This is a genomic window from Paraburkholderia sp. GAS348 (genome assembly GCF_050434205.1).
In the GTDB taxonomy this organism is placed as follows: domain Bacteria; phylum Pseudomonadota; class Gammaproteobacteria; order Burkholderiales; family Burkholderiaceae; genus Paraburkholderia.
The window spans coordinates 221494-240118 of sequence record NZ_JBNPVT010000001.1; the positions used below are offsets into that span (position 1 = coordinate 221494).

Consider the following 18625-nt stretch of genomic DNA (forward strand, 5'->3'; position numbering starts at 1 on the left):
CATGGTTAGCGCCGAGCGCGACGCGGACGACGACCGCAACGATGCAGACACCAGCAGCGAGATCAGCTATCGCGTGCCGGGTCTGGAGCGCGGTCTGAAGATTCTGACGGAGTTCTCGCCGCGCGAGCCGGTTCTCGGCGCACCGGAATTATCGAAGCGCCTGAAGATTCCCCGCACGACGGTGTTCCGTCTGCTGCAAACGCTCGAATCGCTCGGTTTTCTCGAGCGCGCCGACAAGGACCGCAACTATCGCCTCGGCGTCGCGGTGCTGCGGCTCGGTTTCGAATATCTGAGCTCGCTCGAATTGACCGACCTCGGTTTGCCGATCATCGAAGCGCTGCGTAACGACACCGGCCTCACCAGCCACATCGTGATTCGCGACGGACGCGATGTCGTGTTCGTCGCCAAAGCGCAAAGCCATGCGCCGATCTTCAGCTCGGTGAAGGTGAATGTCGGCACGCGCCTGCCGGCTCACGCGACGACGCACGGCCAGGTACTGATGGGCGACATGACGCTCGACGACTTGAAAAAGCTCTACCCCGAGCCGGAACTCGAACGCTTCACAAAACAAACGCCCGCCACGATCGACGACCTGTACGAACGCGTTCGCGACGACGCACGGCGCGGCTTCGCGATCAGCGAGTCGTCATTCGAACGCGGCATTTCGGTGGTAAGCGCGCCGGTGCGCAACGACGCGGGCCGCATCGTCGCGGTGATCACAACGACGATTCCGCGTCACGAGATCGACGCTTCGCTGCTCGACAGCGGTCTGATCGACAAGGTCCGCCGCGCGGCTGACGAATTGTCGCAGCGGCTCAACTATCGGCCGAAGGGCAGCCCGAACGCGGGCACGAAATACATGAAGGCACTGGGGCTCAAATGATCCAAATCGACTTGACCGGACAGGTGGCGGTGGTGACGGGCGGTTCGTCCGGCATCGGCCTTGCGACTGCCGAACTGTTTCTGCGAGCAGGCGCTTCGGTCGCGATCTGCGGACGCGACAGCGAACGGCTTGCGCAAGCGGAAACCGCTTTGAAGGCGCAGTTTCCCCAAGCGCAGCTGTTGGCGCAAACCTGCGACGTGCTGAACGCGGAAGAAGTGAACGCATTTGCGCAAGCGGTGCAAACACGCTTTGGCCGCACCGACATGCTGGTGAACAACGCAGGCCAGGGTCGCGTGTCGACGTTCGCCGACACCACCGACGACGCCTGGCGCGAAGAACTCGACTTGAAGTACTTCAGCGTGATCCGCCCGACCCGCGCGTTTATGCCGATGCTGCGCGATGCGTCAAACCCCGCCGTGGTCTGCGTGAACTCGCTGCTCGCACTGCAACCCGAGCCGCACATGGTGGCGACTTCGTCGGCACGTGCCGGCGTGCTGAGCCTCATTAAATCGCTCGCGGTCGAACTTGCGCCGCAGCGTATCCGCGTGAATTCGATTTTGATCGGCATCGTCGAATCGGGTCAATGGCGCCGCCGTTACGCGAAAGAAGCGCAGCCGGGCCAGAGCTGGGAAGACTGGACCGCCGAACTGGCACGCAAGAAAAACATTCCGCTAGGCCGCTTCGGTCGCCCCGAAGAAGCCGCACAAGCACTCTTTTACCTGGCTACGACGCTGTCGTCCTATACGACGGGCAGTCACATCGATGTTTCTGGAGGCGTTGCACGACATGTCTAACAAAACCACCGTTGGCGAACTGATCGCCGCTTTTCTCGAGCAATGCGGCGTTCAAACCGCATTCGGCGTGATCTCGATTCACAACATGCCGATCCTCGACGCGATCCACAATCGCGGCAAGATTCGCTATGTCGGCGCACGTGGCGAAGCGGGCGCGGTGAACATGGCCGATGGCCTGGCCCGTGTTTCCGGCGGCCTTGGCGTGGCATTCACGAGCACGGGCACTGCAGCAGGTAATGCTGCCGGCGCGATGGTCGAAGCACTGACCGCGGGCACCGCGTTGCTGCACGTCACCGGCCAGATCGAAACCGAATACCTCGACAAGGACCTCGCTTATATCCACGAAGCGCCGGATCAATTGTCGATGCTGTCGTCGATCTCGAAGGCCGCGTTCCGCGTGCGCTCCGTCGAAACCGCATTGCCGACGATCCGCGAAGCCGTACGTGTTGCGCAAACCGCGCCGAGCGGGCCGGTCAGCGTCGAAATTCCGATCGACATTCAAGCGGCCGAAATCGAATGGCCTGCCGACCTGGCCGCGCCGCATGTCACCACGCTCACACATTGCAGCCAGCGTGTCGTGCAACTCGCGGATCAACTGGCGAATGCAAAGCGTCCGCTGTTGTGGCTCGGCGGCGGCACGCGTCATGCACGTGCTGCGGTTGAACGTCTCGTGGCCTTGGGCTTCGGTGTGGTGACCAGCGTGCAGGGTCGTGGCGTGTTGCCTGAAGATCATCCGGCGACGCTCGGCGCGTTCAACGTGCATGCCGCTGTCGAAAGCTTCTACAAGACGTGCGACGCGTTGGTGGTGGTCGGTTCGCGTCTGCGTGGCAACGAAACGCTGAAGTACAAGCTGGCGTTGCCGCAACCGCTGTATCGCATCGACGCCGACGCGCTCGCCGACAACCGCGGCTATCGCAACGACATGTTCATTCATGGCGACGCATCGTCGGTGCTCGAAGAACTCGCGACGTTGCTCGAAGGCCGCTTGAAGGTCGATCCCACTTTCGCACATGATCTGGCCGCCGCACGCGAAAGCGCAGTCGCCGATGTGGGCAAGGGCCTGGGCCCGTACAAGCGCCTCGTCGACGCGCTGCAACAGGCTGTAGGCCGCGACTACAACTGGGTGCGCGACGTCACGATTTCGAACAGCACGTGGGGTAACCGCCTGCTGAAGATTTTCTCGCCGCGCGCGGGCGTTCATGCACTCGGCGGCGGTATCGGCCAGGGCATGCAAATGGGTATCGGCGCGGCACTTGCCGGCAATGCGGCAAAGACCGTGTGCCTGGTCGGCGACGGCGGCCTGATGGTCAACGTCGGTGAACTCGCGACGGCCGTGCAGGAAAACGCCAACGTGATGATCGTGCTGATGAACGACCAGTGCTATGGCGTGATCCGCAATATTCAGGACGCGCAATACGGCGGCCGCCGTTGCTACGTCGATCTGCACCAGCCGGATTTCGCGCAGTTCTGCGAGAGCCTGAAGCTCACGCACTACCGCATCAAGTCGCTCGACCAGGCCGAGGAGATCATCCGCGAAGGCATGGCGAAGACGGGCCCCGTACTGGTCGAAGTGGACATGCTGTCGGTCGGCTCGTTCGCCACCGCGTTCGCAGGGCCACCGGTCAAGGAAAAGGAGCCGGAACATGCGTGAGACCGGCTACGCGGGGCATCACGCGCCCATCGACGTCGCGATGATCGGCTTCGGCGCAATCGGCCAGGCGGTGTATCGCTCGGTCGAGTCGGATCCGACGGTGCACGTGTCGCACGTGATCGTGCCGGAACGCCACATGGCGTCGGTGCGTGAAGTGGTGGGCGAGTCGGTCGATGTGGTGGCGTCGGTGTCCGCGTTGAGCAGCCAGCCGCATTTCGCACTGGAATGCGCGGGGCACAGCGCACTCGTCGATCACGTGGTGCCGTTGCTGAAAGCCGGTACGGATTGCGCGGTGGCCTCGATCGGCGCGCTATCCGACATGATGTTGCTGGACGCGCTCTCCGCGGCGGCCGATGAAGGCGACGCAACGTTGACGCTGCTGTCGGGCGCAATCGGCGGCGTGGATGCGTTGTCGGCCGCCAGGCTCGGCGGTCTCGATGAAGTGCTGTACACGGGCCGCAAGCCGCCTTTGGGTTGGCTCGGCACGCCCGCGGAACAGGTCTGCAATCTGCACACACTGAGCGAAGAGACCGTGATTTTCGAAGGCAGCGCACGTGAAGCGGCGCGCCTGTATCCAAAGAACGCCAACGTCGCCGCGACGATCGCGCTTGCCGGCCTGGGGCTGGACCACACCACGGTGCGCCTGATCGCCGACCCGAACGTGTTGCGCAATGTGCACCGCATTGTGGCGCGCGGCGCATTCGGCGAGATGTCGCTGGAAATGTGCGGCAAGCCGCTGCCGGACAACCCGAAGACGTCCGCATTGACCGCATTCAGCGCGATTCGTGCGCTACGCAATCGCGCGGCCCGTTGCGTGATTTAAGACATTAGCTGATTAGCTGAAGCAAACCGGAACGACCGACATGACTCACTTCGATACCAGCCTCGTGCCCAACGGCAATATTTTCATCGGCGGCGAATGGCGGCAAGGGCGTGGCAAGCCGTATAAAAGCCTGTATCCGGCGGATCAGTCGGTCAACATGGAAATCTCGACGGCCAATGCCGATGACGCCCGCGAAGCCGTGGAAGCCGCGGATATCGCATGGCGCAAGGCGAATTGGTCGGGTCTGAAGCCGCATCAGCGCGCGCTGATTCTGTACCGCATTGCCGATCTGATCATGGTGCGTCACGAAGCGCTCGCGCAATTGCAGCGCCGCGACAACGGTAAGCCGATCGGCGAAACGCGCGTGCTGGTGGCGAGCGCCGCTAACACGTTCCGCTACTTCGCGGCGTGCCTCGAAACGCTCGACGAAGAAGTCACGCCCTCGCGTGGCGACTATCTGACGATGAGTATTTACGAGCCGATCGGTGTGATCGCGGCGATTACGCCATGGAATTCGCCGATTGCTTCGGACGCGCAGAAGCTGGCCCCGGCACTGGCAGGTGGCAACGCTGTGGTACTGAAGCCGGCGGAGGTCACGCCGCTGGTCTCCTTGGCGCTGGCTCGTATCTGCGAAGAAGCCGGTGTGCCGAAGGGCATCCTGAGCGTGGTGCCGGGTAAAGGCTCGGTGATCGGCGACGTGCTGGTGCGCCATCCGTTGGTCAAGAAAGTGTCGTTCACGGGCGGCACCGAAGTCGGTCGCGGTATCGCGCGTATCGCAGCGGACAAGCTGATGCCGGTCTCGCTCGAACTCGGCGGCAAGTCCCCGACCATCGTATTCGACGACGCCGATCTCGACCACGCAGTGAACGGCGTGCTGTACGGCATCTTCAGTTCGTCAGGCGAAGCGTGCATCGCGGGTTCGCGCCTGTTCGTGCAGCGTTCGATCTACGACGCGTTCATGAAGCGTCTCGCGGAAGGCGCACGCAAGCTGCGCGTCGGCGATCCGTCGCGTGCGGAAACACAGATGGGTCCGCTGATTACCGCGGCGCATCGCGAAACAGTCGAACGTTACGTCGCATTGGGTCTGGAAGAGGGCGGCCGCCTGCTGTGCGGCGGCGAGCGCCCGGTCGGCGATGGCCGCGAAGCAGGCACCTACTTCCAGCCGACGATTCTCGAAGGCCTCACGAACGACGCCCGCATCTGCCAGGAAGAAATCTTCGGCCCGGTGCTGGTCGCGATGCCGTTCGACGACGAAGCCTCGCTGCTGAAAGAAGCGAACAATAGTGTGTTCGGCCTTGCCGCCGGCATCTGGACGCGCGACTACAAACGCGCCTACCGGATCGCCCGCGCGCTTGAGACCGGCACCGTGTGGATCAACACCTACAAGCTGTTCTCGATCTCGACGCCGTTCAGCGGCTGGAAGGAGAGTGGCATGGGACGCGAGAAAGGCCGTCTCGGCATCCGCGAATACATGCAGCAGAAGAGCCTCTACTGGGGCTTGAACGACGCGCCGCTGGCGTGGGCGAACTAATACGCAAGAGGCACATTATGACGATTCTCGGCATTGAACAGATTATCTACGGCGTGACGGATCTCGCCACCTGTCGCCGCTTTTTCGCGGACTGGGGCTTGCAGGAAGTGGCGCACGACGAAACCCACGCACGCTTCGAAACGCTGAACGGCTGCACGATTCTCGCCGTCGACGCGAACGACCCGTCGCTGCCGCCCGCGTTCGAAGAAGGTCCGACGCTGCGTGAAGTGACATGGGGTGTCGCAACGAAAGCCGAACTCGACGAATTGCGCGGCCGTTTCGCCGGCCAGCCGGGTCATTTCGAAACTGACGACGCGGTGGGTTGTATCGATCCGAATGGTATGGCGATTCGCGTTGAAGTGACCCGCAAGCGAGCGCTCGATATTCACGGTTCGCCCTCGAACGTATGGGGCCAAACGCTGCGCGTCGATCAACCGTCGCCGATATACGAACGTGCTGAACCGGTTGAAGTGGGTCACGTGGTGTTCTTCACGAATCAACTCGCGGAACAGGAAAAGTTTTACCAGGAACTGCTCGGCTTCGAAATGTCGGACCGTTATCCGGGCCGCGGCGCGTTCATGCGCTGCGCACCGCACGGCGGCCACCACGACATTTTCCTGCTGGCCTTGCCGGGCGGTAAGCGCGGTCTCAATCACGTGGCGTTCACCGTGCGCGATATCCACGAAGTGTTCGGCGGCGGCATGCATATCAGCCGCTGCGGTTGGGATACGCAACTCGGTCCGGGACGTCATCCGGTGTCGTCGGCGTACTTCTGGTACTTCCAGAATCCGGCCGGCGGTTTGATCGAGTACTACGCCGACGAAGACCAGCTCACGCCCGAATGGCAGCCGCGCGATTTCGAACCAGGTCCGACCGTGTTCGCCGAATGGGCGATCGACGGCGGCATCGACGGCAATACGCGTCGCCAGAAAAACGCGAAGGCACCGGAAGGCAAGTTCATGACGGAGCGGAAAAATGACTGACGCTGCTGCTGCAAAGGCTCAAGCCGCGCATGCCGGACTCGAAGCGCCGCGCACGATCGTCGTGATCGGCGGCGGTCAGGCCGCGGGCTGGGTCGTGAAGACGTTGCGCAAGGAAGGCTTCGACGGCCGCCTTGTGATGATTGCCGACGAGATCCATTTACCGTACGAGCGTCCGCCGCTGTCGAAGGCTGTGCTCTCAGGTGAAGCCGATATCGAAACCGTGCGTCTCGTGAAGCCCGACGATTTCGATGCGCTCAATGTCGAGGCATGGCAACCGGAGTACGCGACGTCGATCGATCGTGAACAGCGCATCGTGCGCACGCAGTCGGGTCGCGAAGTGCAATACGACCGGCTGGTGATTGCAACCGGCGGCGCGGCGCGCCGTTTGCCTGACACACTGGTGAAGACCTCGCACGTCACCTATCTGCGTACGCTCGACGAAGCCGTTGCCTTGGGCGAACGCCTGCGTGCAAGCAAACGCGTGCTCGTCGTCGGCGGTGGCTGGATCGGCCTCGAGGTCGCCGCGACCGCGCGCAAGCTGGGCGTGGAAGCGACGGTTGTGGAAGGCGCGCGGCGTCTGTGCGCTCGCTCGTTGCCGCCGATGGTGTCGGATTTCCTGCTGCAACTGCATCGTGAAAATGGCGTGGACGTGCGTTTGAACGCCTCGCTCGTGTCGATTGCAGATCATCCGAACGACGCCAACCGCATTCGCGCAACGTTCGCTAACGGTTCGACATTGGACGCCGATTTCGCGGTCGCCGGCATCGGCCTCACGCCGCACACGGTGCTGGCGGAAGCCGCGGGCATCAAGGTGGAAGACGGCATCGTCGTCGATCATTTCGGCGCGACCGACGACCCGCGCATCTTTGCGTGCGGCGATGTCGCGAACCATCCGAGCGCGTGGTTGAAGCGCCGCGTGCGGCTCGAATCGTGGGCCAACGCGCAGAACCAGGCGATCTCTGCGGCGAAGGCGTTACTCGGTAATTTCGAACCGTATGCGGACATTCCGTGGTTCTGGTCCGACCAATACGACGTCAATCTGCAAATCCTCGGCGATATTCCGAGCGATGCGCAACTCGCTGTACGCGGCGATTTGCCGGGCAAACGCGCCACGCTTTTCCACCTGGAAGACAGCGCGATTCGCGGCGTGATCGCCATCAACACGCCGCGCGAACTGAAATTGTCGCGCAAGTGGATGAACCAGGGTCGAACCATCGACCTTGCCACCCTGACCGACGCCTCGACGGCGCTTGCCTAACCACACTTACGGACGGCACCACGGCATGAGAACCATCGACAACACCATGGGGGACCGCAGCAGCGCCGGTGTCTCAGGCCCCGTGACCCGGGGCTCGATCATCGCGCGTCTTGAGCGCTTGCCGAAGAATGCGATGCAGGTGCGCGCGCGCATACTGATCGGCCTCGCAACGTTCTTCGACGGCTTCGACGTGATCGCGATCGCGGCCACGCTGCCGATCCTGATTGCGAAGTGGCATCTGACGCCGTGGGAAATCGGCTTCCTGATCGGCTCCGGTTCGGTCGGACAGTTGATCGGCGCGTTCGTGTTCCCGTGGTACGCAGAGCGCAAAGGCCGCGTGAAGGCGATTGCGTTGAGTTCGGGGATTATCGGTATTACGAGTATTGCGTGCGGTTTTGCGCCGACCTTTGCAGCGTTTGTCGCGTTGCGGGTGATTCAAGGGCTCGGGCTCGGCGGCGAATTGCCGGTGGCCGCGACCTATATCAACGAGATCAGCCGTGCGCATGGCCGTGGCCGTTTCGTGCTGTTGTATGAAATCGTTTTTCCGGTTGGTTTGCTCGCATCGAACGCGTTGGGTGCATGGATCGTGCCGCGTTTTGGCTGGCAGACGATGTACTTCATCGGCGGCATGCCGTTGATCCTGTTCTTCGTGCTGCGCAAGCTGGTGCCCGAATCGCCGCGCTGGCTCGCCGAACGCGAACGGATGGCCGACGCCGATGCAGCCGTGCATGCGTTCGAACGCGTGGTGAAAGGTCCGCTGCCGCCGGTCGCCAATTCGGCTGAGTTCGAAGCGATGGTCAATCGTCATCCGAAGCGCCGCATGAGCGATCTGTTCGGCCCGGCGTATCTGAAGCGCACGATGGCGGTGGCGATGCTGTGGATGACGTGCGGCTTTATTCAATACGGTCTGTCGACGTGGCTGCCGACGATCTATCGCACGGTTTATCACGCGCCGCTGCAATTGGCGTTGAATCTGGCGGTCGCGGCTTCGGTGCTGGGGGTGGTGGGGTCGCTGACGTGTGCGTTGCTGGTCGATAAGGTGGGCCGCAAGCCGATTATCAATTTTTCGTTCTTGGCGTGTGCATTGTCGTTGCTGCTGGCGGGTGTGTTTCACAACGCGTCGGTGTATGTGGTGGCGACGTGCTGCGCGTTCGCGCTCGGCTTCCTCGCTTGTGGTTTCATCACGGCTTATGTGTACACGCCGGAACTGTATCCGACGAGTATCCGTGCGATGGGCTGCGGTGTGGGCGGTGCGTGGCTGAAGGTGGCGGCGATCTTCGCGCCGGCGATCGTGTCGAAGACGATGATCGGCGGCAATCTGCAGGTGGCGTTTTATATTCTCGCGGCTGTGCCGTTCATGGCGGCGATTGCGGTGCACTTTCTTGGTATTGAGACCAAGGGCAAGGTGCTGGAGCAGCTCGAGGCTTGATGCTTTTTGGCGTGTGATGCGTTTGGCGGGCGGTTGATGTAGTACTGCAATGGCAGGAAGGCGAAGGGCGCACTGGGTGGTGCGCCCTTTGTTTCTGGGTTAGCCGTTTCCCTTTCCGCATGCAAACATGAGCCGCGTGCGGTGTATCACAACGCCTTGCGGTACACCACGAAGCCAGAGCGTTCCGCAACCTTGTCGTACAGCTTCATCGCCGTGTGATTCGTCTCATGCGTCTGCCAGTAGACGCGCTGCAAACCGTCAGCCTTGGCGCGCGCATACACCGCTTCGATCAGTGCACGGCCAACCCCTCTGCCGCGCTCCGCTTCCAGCGTGTAGAGATCTTGCAGATAGCAGGTCGGTGCCACCATGGTGGTGTGACGGTGATACAGGAAGTGCACGAGGCCGAGCAACTGGCCGTTGCGTTCGGCGACCATCGCGTGCATGGGCTCGTAGCCGTCGAAGAAACGCCCCCAGGTGACCTGCGTGATCTCGCGCGGCAATGCCGTTTCGCCTGAGCGGCCATAGAACGCGTTGTAGGCGTCCCACAGCGGCAGCCAGGCGTCGAAGTCGGCGGGGGTGATGGGGCGGATTTGAATCGCTTCGGACATGGATGTGGTTCCTTGTGTGGTGATGGTTGCGGGCGAGTGGATCGCCGCTGCCAAGGCTGGGTCGAGCAGGCGCAGACGGCCGCGCTGTCCGTCAGCATAAGAAATTTGTGGCACCATTGTTAGCTCCACAAAGCGACCAGAATTTGGAGCCACGCATTTGGACTACGGTCTGATGATGTCGAACGCCGAACGCCGAACGTCGAACGCCGAACGCCGAACGCCGAACGCCGAACGCCGAACGCCGAACGCCGAACGCCGAACGCCGAACGCCGAACGCCGAGCGTCGAACGTCGAGCTAGGCCGCTTCCGCTCTGAGCCAACGCGCGAGCCCGGCGTCGTCATCAGTATCTAACGCTTGCGCGACCCGGCGCCCGACTGCCGCGCCGAATTTATAGCCGTGCCCCGAGCATGCCGACACCACGAGCGTATTGCCGATGCGCTTCGAGAAAAAACGGTTGTCCGCAGTGAACGTGTAAGCGCAGGTTTTTACTTCGGTAACCGTATATTCGCCGATGCGTTTAAACGGCGGTGAAAACAGCCGGCGCAGACGGTTGCCTTCTCCGGGTGCCGCGATGCGATTGGCATCAGGATCCGGCGCACGCGATTTGTGCATGCCGGCGCCGAACTTCAGGCCGACACCGTCGATTGGCGGGAGCACGTAACCGCCGTTGTCGCCACCAATATCCCCGATAGCAGGCGCATTCGACCATGCGTCCTCCAAATCCGCGGGCGGCTCCATATAGGCGACCGCGTTGCGGTAAGTCATCAGGTTTTCGGCGAGCGCGGGGAACAGTCGCAGCGTCCACGCGCCGGCGGCGACCACGAGCCGGTCGGCGCGGATGATGGTGTCGTCCTCGATTCGCACCGAGGCCGCATGCGCATCGACTGCGAGCACCTTGGCGTGGGTGCGAATCTCGGCGCCGCGCATCTTGAGCCACGCTTTCATATCGTGTGCGATGCGTTCGCTGAACAACGCGCCACCATCGTGATCGAGGTAAGCGTAGCGAAACGTGGCGGGGTCGAGAAAGGGATAACGCTCGGCCGCTTCGTGCGGGTCGAGCCTTTCATAATCGAATTTCATGCGGTCGAGGCCGGCGCGGAATTGCTCGGCGCCGTCGCCTGCGTGTTGTGAAATGCCGAGCACGCCACAGTTCGCATAGTGGGATACGCCCAGGTCATTCCACAGCAGATCCCAACTATCCAACGCCTCGGCGATGCTGCGTGCGTAGCCGTCGGCATCGCCATAGACGCGACGGATCATGCGATGCCGGTCGCCCGAAGCAGCGAGTGGATTTGGAATCGAGCCCTGCTCGATCAACGTGATGTCGTGTCCCAGCTTCGCGAGCGACCACGCCGTACTCAAGCCGGCAATGCCCGCGCCTACGATTGTCACCCGCATGCCATCTTCCCCCGAGTCGATGTATCCGGGTCAGAGTCTAGCAGTGGGAAAAATAATTCGGTACGTGTTCTGACGAATCGCCACGCGAGTCAGCGGGGGGCGATCCAGCGTGCTGCCAAGCAGGCGGTGGTCTCCGCGCACCGCCGTATCAGTGTTTGTGTTTCGACGTATGGCGCAGTTTGTCGCGAACTTTCTTCGCGGCGAACAGCGGCACGTAATCGAATACACGCGCTTCGTGCCGGTAGTCGGCCAGTGTGTCTGCGTACATCTTCGAGACCGTTTCTGTGGGCGTATCGGTTTCCTCTGCGATGCTTCTCACCACTTCGTCGACGTTAGGCTCGGGCTGGGACATAGAACTCTCCGGGGCAAGCGGGGTGGGCAGGCGGGGTTGCCATGAACAGGCGCGCACGACAGGAGCTTCATTAGAGGATGCGACTGACCGTTATGCCAATTGAATCGGTCTATCGCATAAACCGTTCCACAGAGATTTTTGTCTTGCGCTGCAGCCGCCGCCCGCGCCGTGCGGCGAGGCGAGAAATCAATGCGTATGCCGGTGATGAATATCCGGAAAATGCGCGTGCGCATGCGTGATCGGCGCATGGGAATGCGGATGGGTGTGCGGCTCCACGCCGTCCCACGCGAAATCGTGCTCGTGCTGATGATGCGCGTCGTGCCGATGACGATGCGTGTGGTCCAGCGGGGCGTGCGTGTGCGGATGCTCGTGACGTTCGCGGATATGCAGCCAGACACCCAGCGTCATCAGAGCTGCGGCCACCCAGAACAGCAGCGGCGGCATCTCCGGCCACAGCAGCCACGACAAGGTCACGCCAAATAGCGGCGCGACCGAGAAATAGGCGCCGGTACGCGCGGTGCCGAGATTGCGCAGCGCGACGACGAACAGCACGAGACTCACGCCGTAGCCCGCGAACCCCGTCAGCATGGCGAGCGCGACGGTCGCGGCCTTGGGCCATGCAGCGCCAAGGGTGAGCGCGAGCGTCACGTTGACCGAACCGGCCACGAGCCCTTTTATGCAGGCAATGAACATGGCGTCGTGAGTCGACACCTTGCGCGTGAGATTGTTGTCGACCGCCCAGCACGCGCAGGCGCCAACCAGCAGCAGCGTGCCGGGCGGCAGGCCGGCCGCGCCTGGCTGCCACGACAATGCGACGCCGCCCGCGACAATCGCGGCCATGCCCAGGAACACCTGAATGTCGACGTTCTCGCGAAACACGATCCACGCGATCAGCGCCGTCAATACGCCTTCGAGATTCAATAGCAGTGAACCGGTGGCGGCCGGCGTCGTCTTCAGACCCAGCATTAACAGAGCCGGTCCCGCGACACCGCCCGCCACGATCGCACCGGCGAGCCACGGCACTTCGCGCAATGGGAAGCGGTGGTGACTGACCGGCTGCCCGTCCGCGTGGCCTTTCAGGCGGCGCGCCAGAATCACGGCGGCGAGGCCGGTGCCGCTGCCGAGGTAGAACAGTCCGGCCAGCAGAAACGGTGACAGCGAGCCAAGCAGCGCCTTGGCGAGCGGGGTGGTCGCGCCGAACAAAGCGGCGGCAAGCAGAGCGGTGAAAGCCACGTTGAAACGGGTAGACATAGGCGGAAAATTCGGTGGGTGGAGGCGTTGCCGACACGATACCGCTATCGGGCCGTGGCCGGTCGTCGTGGCGTCGGCTGACTCGCGCATTCTGATCATCGGCCAGGCGCCTGGAGCGCGTGTGCATGCTTCCTCCAGCCATGATTCGCCGCGCGGTCGAAATAATCTGAAACACATCATTAAGCGTCTGGCGGAATAAAACGTCACACTAATGCGTTTGCTTCATATCGGCGGCGCGACCGGACCTGCTTCGGCATGGCCGAATTTTCAAACAGCTTTCGCAGAAGCGCATTTGCAGACGGAACGACCCATGAACACCCACGCCGACCCCTTGGCCGATTCGACCGGCACGCCGCTGCCGTCGCGCTATACCCGCACGGCGATGACGCTGCACTGGCTGATCGCGCTGCTGATGGTCGGCAATGTCGTACTTGGCTTGACCGCCGAATCATGGCCTGACGACTGGGTGCGTCCGGTGGTCGATACCCATAAGTCGATCGGTATCACGGTGCTCGGTCTCGCGCTGCTGCGCATCTTGTGGCGTGTGTCGCACAAGCCGCCGCCATTGCCGCGCGAGTTTCCGTCGTGGGAGAAGAGCGCCGCGCACGTCGCCCATTTTCTGCTGTATCTGTTGATGATCGCGCTGCCGCTGTCCGGCTGGTTGCACGATTCCGCGTGGAAAGACGCGGCCACGCATCCAATGCGTCTGTTCAACCTGTTCCCCTGGCCGCGCATCGGCTATGTGATGAATCTCGACCCGGGGCTCAAGGAGACCTTGCACGACCGCTTCGGCGCCTTGCATACGTGGCTCGGCTACGCGCTGTATGCGTTGCTGGCGATGCATATCGGCGGCGCGCTAAAGCATCAATGGATCGATCGCAAGTCGGTTCTGAAACGCATGGTGCCGTAGGCACCATTACGCTGCTTTCTATCTCGCTGTCTATCTGATAACCGCACCAACGACGGACTCAGCAGTCATTTTGAAGAAAACTCTGGAACAGGCGCTCGCCCTTGCATCCCCGCGTATTTTGCCGCGTCCCGCCACGCTGCTGAGCACGCTGATTCATTTCAGCGTCGTCGTGCTGTGGCTGCTGCTGTTCGCGCGTGCTTTCTTTCTGCAAGGCGTGGTGGCGTGGTCGACGGGTATTGCGTACGTGGTCTATGACACATTGCTGCTTGCGTTCGTCACGTGGAAAACGCTGCCGCTGATGCGGCCCACGCCGCCGCTCGAGCCTGACTTCGATCCGCGCAGCTTGCCGAGCATGGGGGTGATCGTCGCGTCGCATAACGAGGCGACGGTGTTGCCGGTGACGCTCGCCGCGCTGCTGCGCCAGACGCATGGCCCGGCGCAAATCGTGATCGCCGACGACGGTTCCACCGATGCCACCCACGCGCTGCTCACCGAACGCTTCGGCCTCGCTGCCGCTGCCGACGGCGTGCTGAGCGCGCCGAGTTCCGTTTACCCTAATCTGTACTGGCTGCGCGTGCCGCGCGGCGGCAAAGCGCGTGCGCTGAACGCAGCCATCACGGTCATGACCACCGACACCGTCATGACCGTCGACGCCGACACGCTGCTCGACGACGACGCCACCTACGCGATGCGCGCCGCTTTCGCGAACGAGCCGAAGCTGGTCGCGGCGGCCGGCATTCTGGTGCCGGTGTGCGGCAAATCGGTTTCGGGCCGCGTGTTCCAGTGGTTCCAGACCTACGAGTACATGCGCAACTTCATTGCCCGCTTTGCGTGGATGCGCGCCGACAGTCTGCTGCTGATTTCAGGCGCCTTCGCGTCGTTCAAGCGCGACGCGCTGGTCGACGTGGGCGGCTTCGATCCGCAATGTCTGGTCGAAGACTACGAACTGATTCATCGGCTGCGCCGCTATTCGGTCGACCATGGTCTCGGCTGGGACGTGCGCGTGGTTGGCGATGCCCATGCGCATACCGATGCGCCGGGCAACCTCGGCAGTTTCCTGCGGCAGCGCCGCCGCTGGTTTGCTGGCTTCCTGCAAACGCAATACTGGAACCGCGACATGACCGGCAACCCGCGCTACGGCACGATGGGTATGCTGATGCTGCCGGTCAAGGCCATCGATACGATGCAGCCGATCTACGGACTCACCGCCTTCGCGCTGCTGCTCGGCTTTCTGTTCGACGGGCACGGTGCGATCGTCGTGTCGATTTTCAGCGTGATCGGCCTCAAAACGGCGATCGATCTCGCGTTTTATCTCTGGTGCATCCATCTGTACCGCCGCTGGACCGGCGAGCGCACCGGCTCCAGTTTGTGGATGGCGGTCCTTGCGGCGATCGCTGAGCCGTTCACGTTTCAGCTGGTGCGGCATGTCGGCGCGCTGCTCGGCTGGCTGCATTTCCTGCGTGGCGGCCGAGCGTGGGGCGTGCAACGCCGCTCCGGGCTCGTCACACACGACGAAAGTTAGCCGCCGATCGTCTTTTTTGACGCATGCAGGGTGGTAGACAGGCGCGATTGCGTCCGTGGGCTGCGCAGCGGGGCATGGCGTGTCGTCGGCGGAACCATGCCGCTTCAGGTTCGAGTAGACTGTGCAACGATGCCGGCCTGCGAATTGCAGTGCGGCAACCTTCTACCCGCTCGCGCACGGAGGCTCGACTTTATGCATGCTGTTCCCCCGCTCGAACAAGACACCGTCGACGCGCCGGTCGATGCGTCGCCTGCTCACGCAGCCGCGCAAACCAACGCCACAGCAGCAGGGAATTCCCATGCGCCGGATCATGCCGCCAGCGGCGCCCCGGTGCGCGATCTGCGCCGCGTCGGTATTCACCCTGATTACTGGTATCCGCTCGCGTGGTCGCGTGAAGTGAAGCGGGGCAAGACGCATGGTGTGACGTTCGCGGGTGAGCCGATCGTGCTGGCGCGTACGGAGTCCGGCAAGGTATTCGCGCTTGAAGATCGCTGCGCGCATCGTCAGGTGCCGTTGCATCAGGGCGTGGTGGACGGTGAATCGATCCGTTGCGGCTATCACGGCTGGACCTACGACTGCTCGGGCACGTGCATCGACGTGCCGTATCTCGGTCGCGAACGTTTGCCGAACGGCGTGCGTTCTTATCCGTGCCGCGAAGTCGAAGGACTGATTTTCGTATTCCCCGGCGACGCCGCTTTGGCCGAAGCGCGGCCGCTACCCGCGTTCGGCTCCGTATCCGACAAGAAGTACAAGACGCGCCGTTTCGGCCGTCCGGTGAATTGCCACTATTCGTTTATGCACGAGAACCTGATGGACATGAACCATCAGTTCCTGCATCGCCGGCAGATGGGGCAGATGCGCGCGCGTTCGGTGGGGCGGCGGCGCGGCGAAGGCTGGGTCGAAGTCGATTACACGTTTGCGCGCATGGCCGGCCAGCAGCCGATCGGCGAAGCGATCGTGTTCGGCCAGAGCCGCAAGACAGGCGGCGACAACGACAAGGACGTGATGACGATCCGCACCGAGTATCCGTATCAGACGCTGCAGATCCGCACGTCCGATCAGACGCTGGTGATGGATCTGTGGATTGTCTACGTGCCGCTCGATCGCGAGCAGCGCACGAACCGCACGTTCGGCCTGCTGTCGATTCGCAAACCGGGTATTCCCGGCGCGCTGAATCTCGCGTGGCCGCTGCTCGTGTGGTTCACCGAACGTATCTTCAAGGAAGACCGAGCGATCGTCGAAGCCGAACAACGCGCGCACGATTCGCAGGGTTCGGACTGGAATCACGAGGTGTTTCCGGTCATCAACGAACTACGCGCGTTGCTGCGCGAGAGCGGCGCGCCGGATCAGGTGGTGGGCGCCGGCACGGGTGGCGCCGCGGTGATTCGCTTCTGGGATTCACGGCACGGCAACCCTTTGTCGAGTACCTGATATTCGGTTTTTGGCGGCGCGGCCGTTGCCGCGATTGTGAGGGCGGTGTCTGAAGATGCCAGCGAGGTGAGTTTTTCGAAAGCTGGCTTTCCACCCGGTGGGGAATCAATCCATCTCCACCCGGTGGGGAATTCCAGCCGATCGAGCGGCGATAATGGCATCGAACACATGGAGGTTTGCGCCAATCGAGATGCGCCGGCCTCCGACCCGTGTACCATTTCGCTTTTTCCGATCTTTAAGAACACCCCGTGACTACGCAACAACTCCCCACCGTATCCCGCAAATCGCTCACTCTGCTGCAATTGCTGGGCCTTATTGGCGCCGCTGGACTGATCGCAGCCATCGTGCTGAATCAGTTCTTCTAACCCCCGCCGCGAAGCCCTCGCTTCAAACATCCGACTCTATGCCGGCGCTCGCCGCCGGCTTTATCGACATTCCGATTTGCCATGTACAAAAAGGGCGTAGCCGTAGAAATCCAGTTTTCTCCCGAACGGCTCAACGACGGCGCCGGCGATCCGTACTGGATCGATTTGACGCAGGTTGAAGCGCAGCGGCTGCTGGAAAGTCTGCAGGCACGCCTGGCTGAAAGCAGCGTAGCCACTGCCGCACCGTTGGTGGTGAGCCTCGATGAGACGCCGGCGTCGCAAGCGGTCGCTGCGCCGCAGGCGGCGGTAGAAAGCGCGGCCTCGGCGGACGACTTCAAACAGTGGGTCTGCGTGATTTGCGGCTGGATCTACGATGAAGCCGCCGGCTTGCCGGAAGAGGGTATCGCGCCGGGCACCTGCTGGGCAGATGTCCCGGCCGACTGGCGTTGCCCACTGTGCGACGTGGGTAAGGAAGATTTTGCGTTGGTCGAGTTTTAAGCCGGGCTGGGCATTGTGGAAACGTTTTGATGCACTGGGCAGGATCGAATGCGAATGGCTGCGGATCAATCCCGGTTTCGGCCACGGACACAGCAACAAGACCAACACGGGCGGCGAGCATAGCAAGCACGGCATCTGGCTCGATGACGTGCCGCTGGCGATAGCAATGGTGCGCCGTTACGGTCTGAAGTTGGTCGGATTGCACATGCATATTGGCTCCGGCGTCGACTACACGCATTTATCGCGCGTGTGCGATGCGATGGTCGAAGCGGTGCAAGGGTTGGGGCACGATATCGAAGCGATTTCGGCCGGCGGTGGTTTGTCGGTGCCGTATAGCGAAGGTGATCCGCGGATCGACGTCGAGCATTATTTCCGTCTTTGGGACGCTGCGCGTAAGCAGATCGAAGCGCATCTCGGGCATCGCGTGAGACTGGAAATCGAACCAGGGCGCTTTCTGGTCGCGCAAGCCGGTGTGCTGGTCGCCGAGGTGCACGCGCTGAACCGGCGGCCGAACCGGCAGTTCGCCTTGGTCGATGCGGGGTTCAATGATCTGGTGAGACCGTCGTTTTACGGTAGTCATCATGAGATGACGGTGGTGAACGGCAATGGCCTGCCGAGCGAAGCGCTGGTTGGCGCTTTCGCGGTGGCCGGGCCGTTGTGCGAAGCGGGCGATGTGTTCACGCAGGAGGCGGGTGGCGTCGTCACGAGCCGCGCCATGCAGACGCCGGAAGTGGGGGACTTTGTCGTGTTTCATGACGCCGGGGCGTACGGTGCGTCGATGTCATCGAACTACAACAGCCGGCCGCTGGCTGCAGAAGTGTTGATCGAAAATGGCGAGCCGCGTTTGATCCGGCGCAGGCAAACTATCGAGGAGTTGATTGCGCTCGAAACGCTGGGTTGAGCACGCCGATAGCCATGTAGCTGGAATGGCGGCATC

General features: G+C 62.4%; 16 protein-coding genes and 1 pseudogene. 13 read left to right on the forward strand and 4 right to left on the reverse strand.

All coding sequences use genetic code 11. The features are described from left to right. Position 1 precedes the first annotated feature (1 nt). Genes P3T22_RS01025 through P3T22_RS01060 form a run of 8 tightly spaced genes read left to right on the forward strand, consistent with a single transcriptional unit; the run spans position 2 to position 9352 of the window. The gene (locus P3T22_RS01025; protein ID WP_429324163.1) at positions 2 to 883 is read left to right on the forward strand and encodes an IclR family transcriptional regulator; all 882 of its coding nucleotides are present in this window, start codon (positions 2 to 4) and stop codon (positions 881 to 883) included. Next, complete coding sequence (locus P3T22_RS01030) at positions 880 to 1677, forward strand: SDR family oxidoreductase (RefSeq protein WP_429323966.1); 798 nt, start codon at positions 880 to 882, stop codon at positions 1675 to 1677. The genes P3T22_RS01025 and P3T22_RS01030 overlap by 4 nt, the downstream gene beginning before the upstream one ends. Further along, complete coding sequence (locus tag P3T22_RS01035) at positions 1670 to 3328, forward strand: thiamine pyrophosphate-binding protein (protein ID WP_429323967.1); 1659 nt, start codon at positions 1670 to 1672, stop codon at positions 3326 to 3328. Before P3T22_RS01030 ends, P3T22_RS01035 begins: the two co-directional genes overlap by 8 nt. Next, the gene (locus P3T22_RS01040; RefSeq protein WP_429323968.1) at positions 3321 to 4151 is read left to right on the forward strand and encodes an aspartate dehydrogenase; all 831 of its coding nucleotides are present in this window, start codon (positions 3321 to 3323) and stop codon (positions 4149 to 4151) included. Before P3T22_RS01035 ends, P3T22_RS01040 begins: the two co-directional genes overlap by 8 nt. 40 nt (positions 4152 to 4191) lie before the next feature. Beyond that, the gene (locus tag P3T22_RS01045) at positions 4192 to 5682 is read left to right on the forward strand and encodes an aldehyde dehydrogenase (protein ID WP_429323969.1); all 1491 of its coding nucleotides are present in this window, start codon (positions 4192 to 4194) and stop codon (positions 5680 to 5682) included. A 17-nt stretch (positions 5683 to 5699) separates the two neighbouring features. Beyond that, the gene (locus P3T22_RS01050; protein WP_063500484.1) at positions 5700 to 6665 is read left to right on the forward strand and encodes a VOC family protein; all 966 of its coding nucleotides are present in this window, start codon (positions 5700 to 5702) and stop codon (positions 6663 to 6665) included. Next, the gene (locus P3T22_RS01055; protein ID WP_063500483.1) at positions 6658 to 7923 is read left to right on the forward strand and encodes an NAD(P)/FAD-dependent oxidoreductase; all 1266 of its coding nucleotides are present in this window, start codon (positions 6658 to 6660) and stop codon (positions 7921 to 7923) included. Before P3T22_RS01050 ends, P3T22_RS01055 begins: the two co-directional genes overlap by 8 nt. A 25-nt stretch (positions 7924 to 7948) precedes the next feature. After that, positions 7949 to 9352 (forward strand): MFS transporter, encoded by a 1404-nt coding sequence (locus tag P3T22_RS01060; protein ID WP_429323970.1) that lies wholly within the window; start codon positions 7949 to 7951, stop codon positions 9350 to 9352. Positions 9353 to 9498: 146 nt separating this feature from the next. On the opposite strand, the gene P3T22_RS01065 is transcribed toward P3T22_RS01060, so the two are convergent. From P3T22_RS01065 to P3T22_RS01080, 4 genes are all read right to left on the reverse strand, one after another. Continuing rightward, on the reverse strand, positions 9499 to 9960 hold the full coding sequence (locus P3T22_RS01065; protein WP_063500906.1) for a GNAT family N-acetyltransferase: 462 nt from the start codon (positions 9958 to 9960) through the stop codon (positions 9499 to 9501). 295 nt (positions 9961 to 10255) lie between these two features. Further along, a complete protein-coding gene (locus tag P3T22_RS01070) occupies positions 10256 to 11359 on the reverse strand; it encodes an NAD(P)/FAD-dependent oxidoreductase (protein WP_429323971.1) in 1104 nt (367 codons plus the stop codon). Between the two features lie 148 nt (positions 11360 to 11507). Continuing rightward, entirely contained in the window at positions 11508 to 11711 is a 204-nt protein-coding gene (locus P3T22_RS01075) for a DUF3562 domain-containing protein (protein WP_028195916.1), read from the reverse strand. A 186-nt stretch (positions 11712 to 11897) separates the two neighbouring features. Then, positions 11898 to 12962, reverse strand: a complete 1065-nt coding sequence (locus P3T22_RS01080; protein WP_063500480.1) for a DMT family transporter — start codon at positions 12960 to 12962, stop codon at positions 11898 to 11900. Positions 12963 to 13272: 310 nt separating this feature from the next. On the opposite strand from P3T22_RS01080, the gene P3T22_RS01085 reads away from it, so the two are divergent. From P3T22_RS01085 to P3T22_RS01105, 5 genes and pseudogenes are all read left to right on the forward strand, one after another. Then, a complete protein-coding gene (locus tag P3T22_RS01085; RefSeq protein WP_063500905.1) occupies positions 13273 to 13872 on the forward strand; it encodes a cytochrome b in 600 nt (199 codons plus the stop codon). A 70-nt stretch (positions 13873 to 13942) separates the two neighbouring features. Then, a complete protein-coding gene (locus tag P3T22_RS01090) occupies positions 13943 to 15394 on the forward strand; it encodes a glycosyltransferase family 2 protein (protein WP_063500478.1) in 1452 nt (483 codons plus the stop codon). A gap of 192 nt (positions 15395 to 15586) precedes the next feature. Then, on the forward strand, positions 15587 to 16825 hold the full coding sequence (locus tag P3T22_RS01095) for an aromatic ring-hydroxylating oxygenase subunit alpha (RefSeq protein ID WP_063500477.1): 1239 nt from the start codon (positions 15587 to 15589) through the stop codon (positions 16823 to 16825). Between the two features lie 446 nt (positions 16826 to 17271). After that, positions 17272 to 17688 (forward strand): rubredoxin, encoded by a 417-nt coding sequence (locus P3T22_RS01100; RefSeq protein WP_082855470.1) that lies wholly within the window; start codon positions 17272 to 17274, stop codon positions 17686 to 17688. Positions 17689 to 17743: 55 nt separating this feature from the next. Further along, positions 17744 to 18589 (forward strand): annotated as a pseudogene (locus P3T22_RS01105) (diaminopimelate decarboxylase family protein); the annotation flags it as partial. Positions 18590 to 18625: the final 36 nt, after the last annotated feature.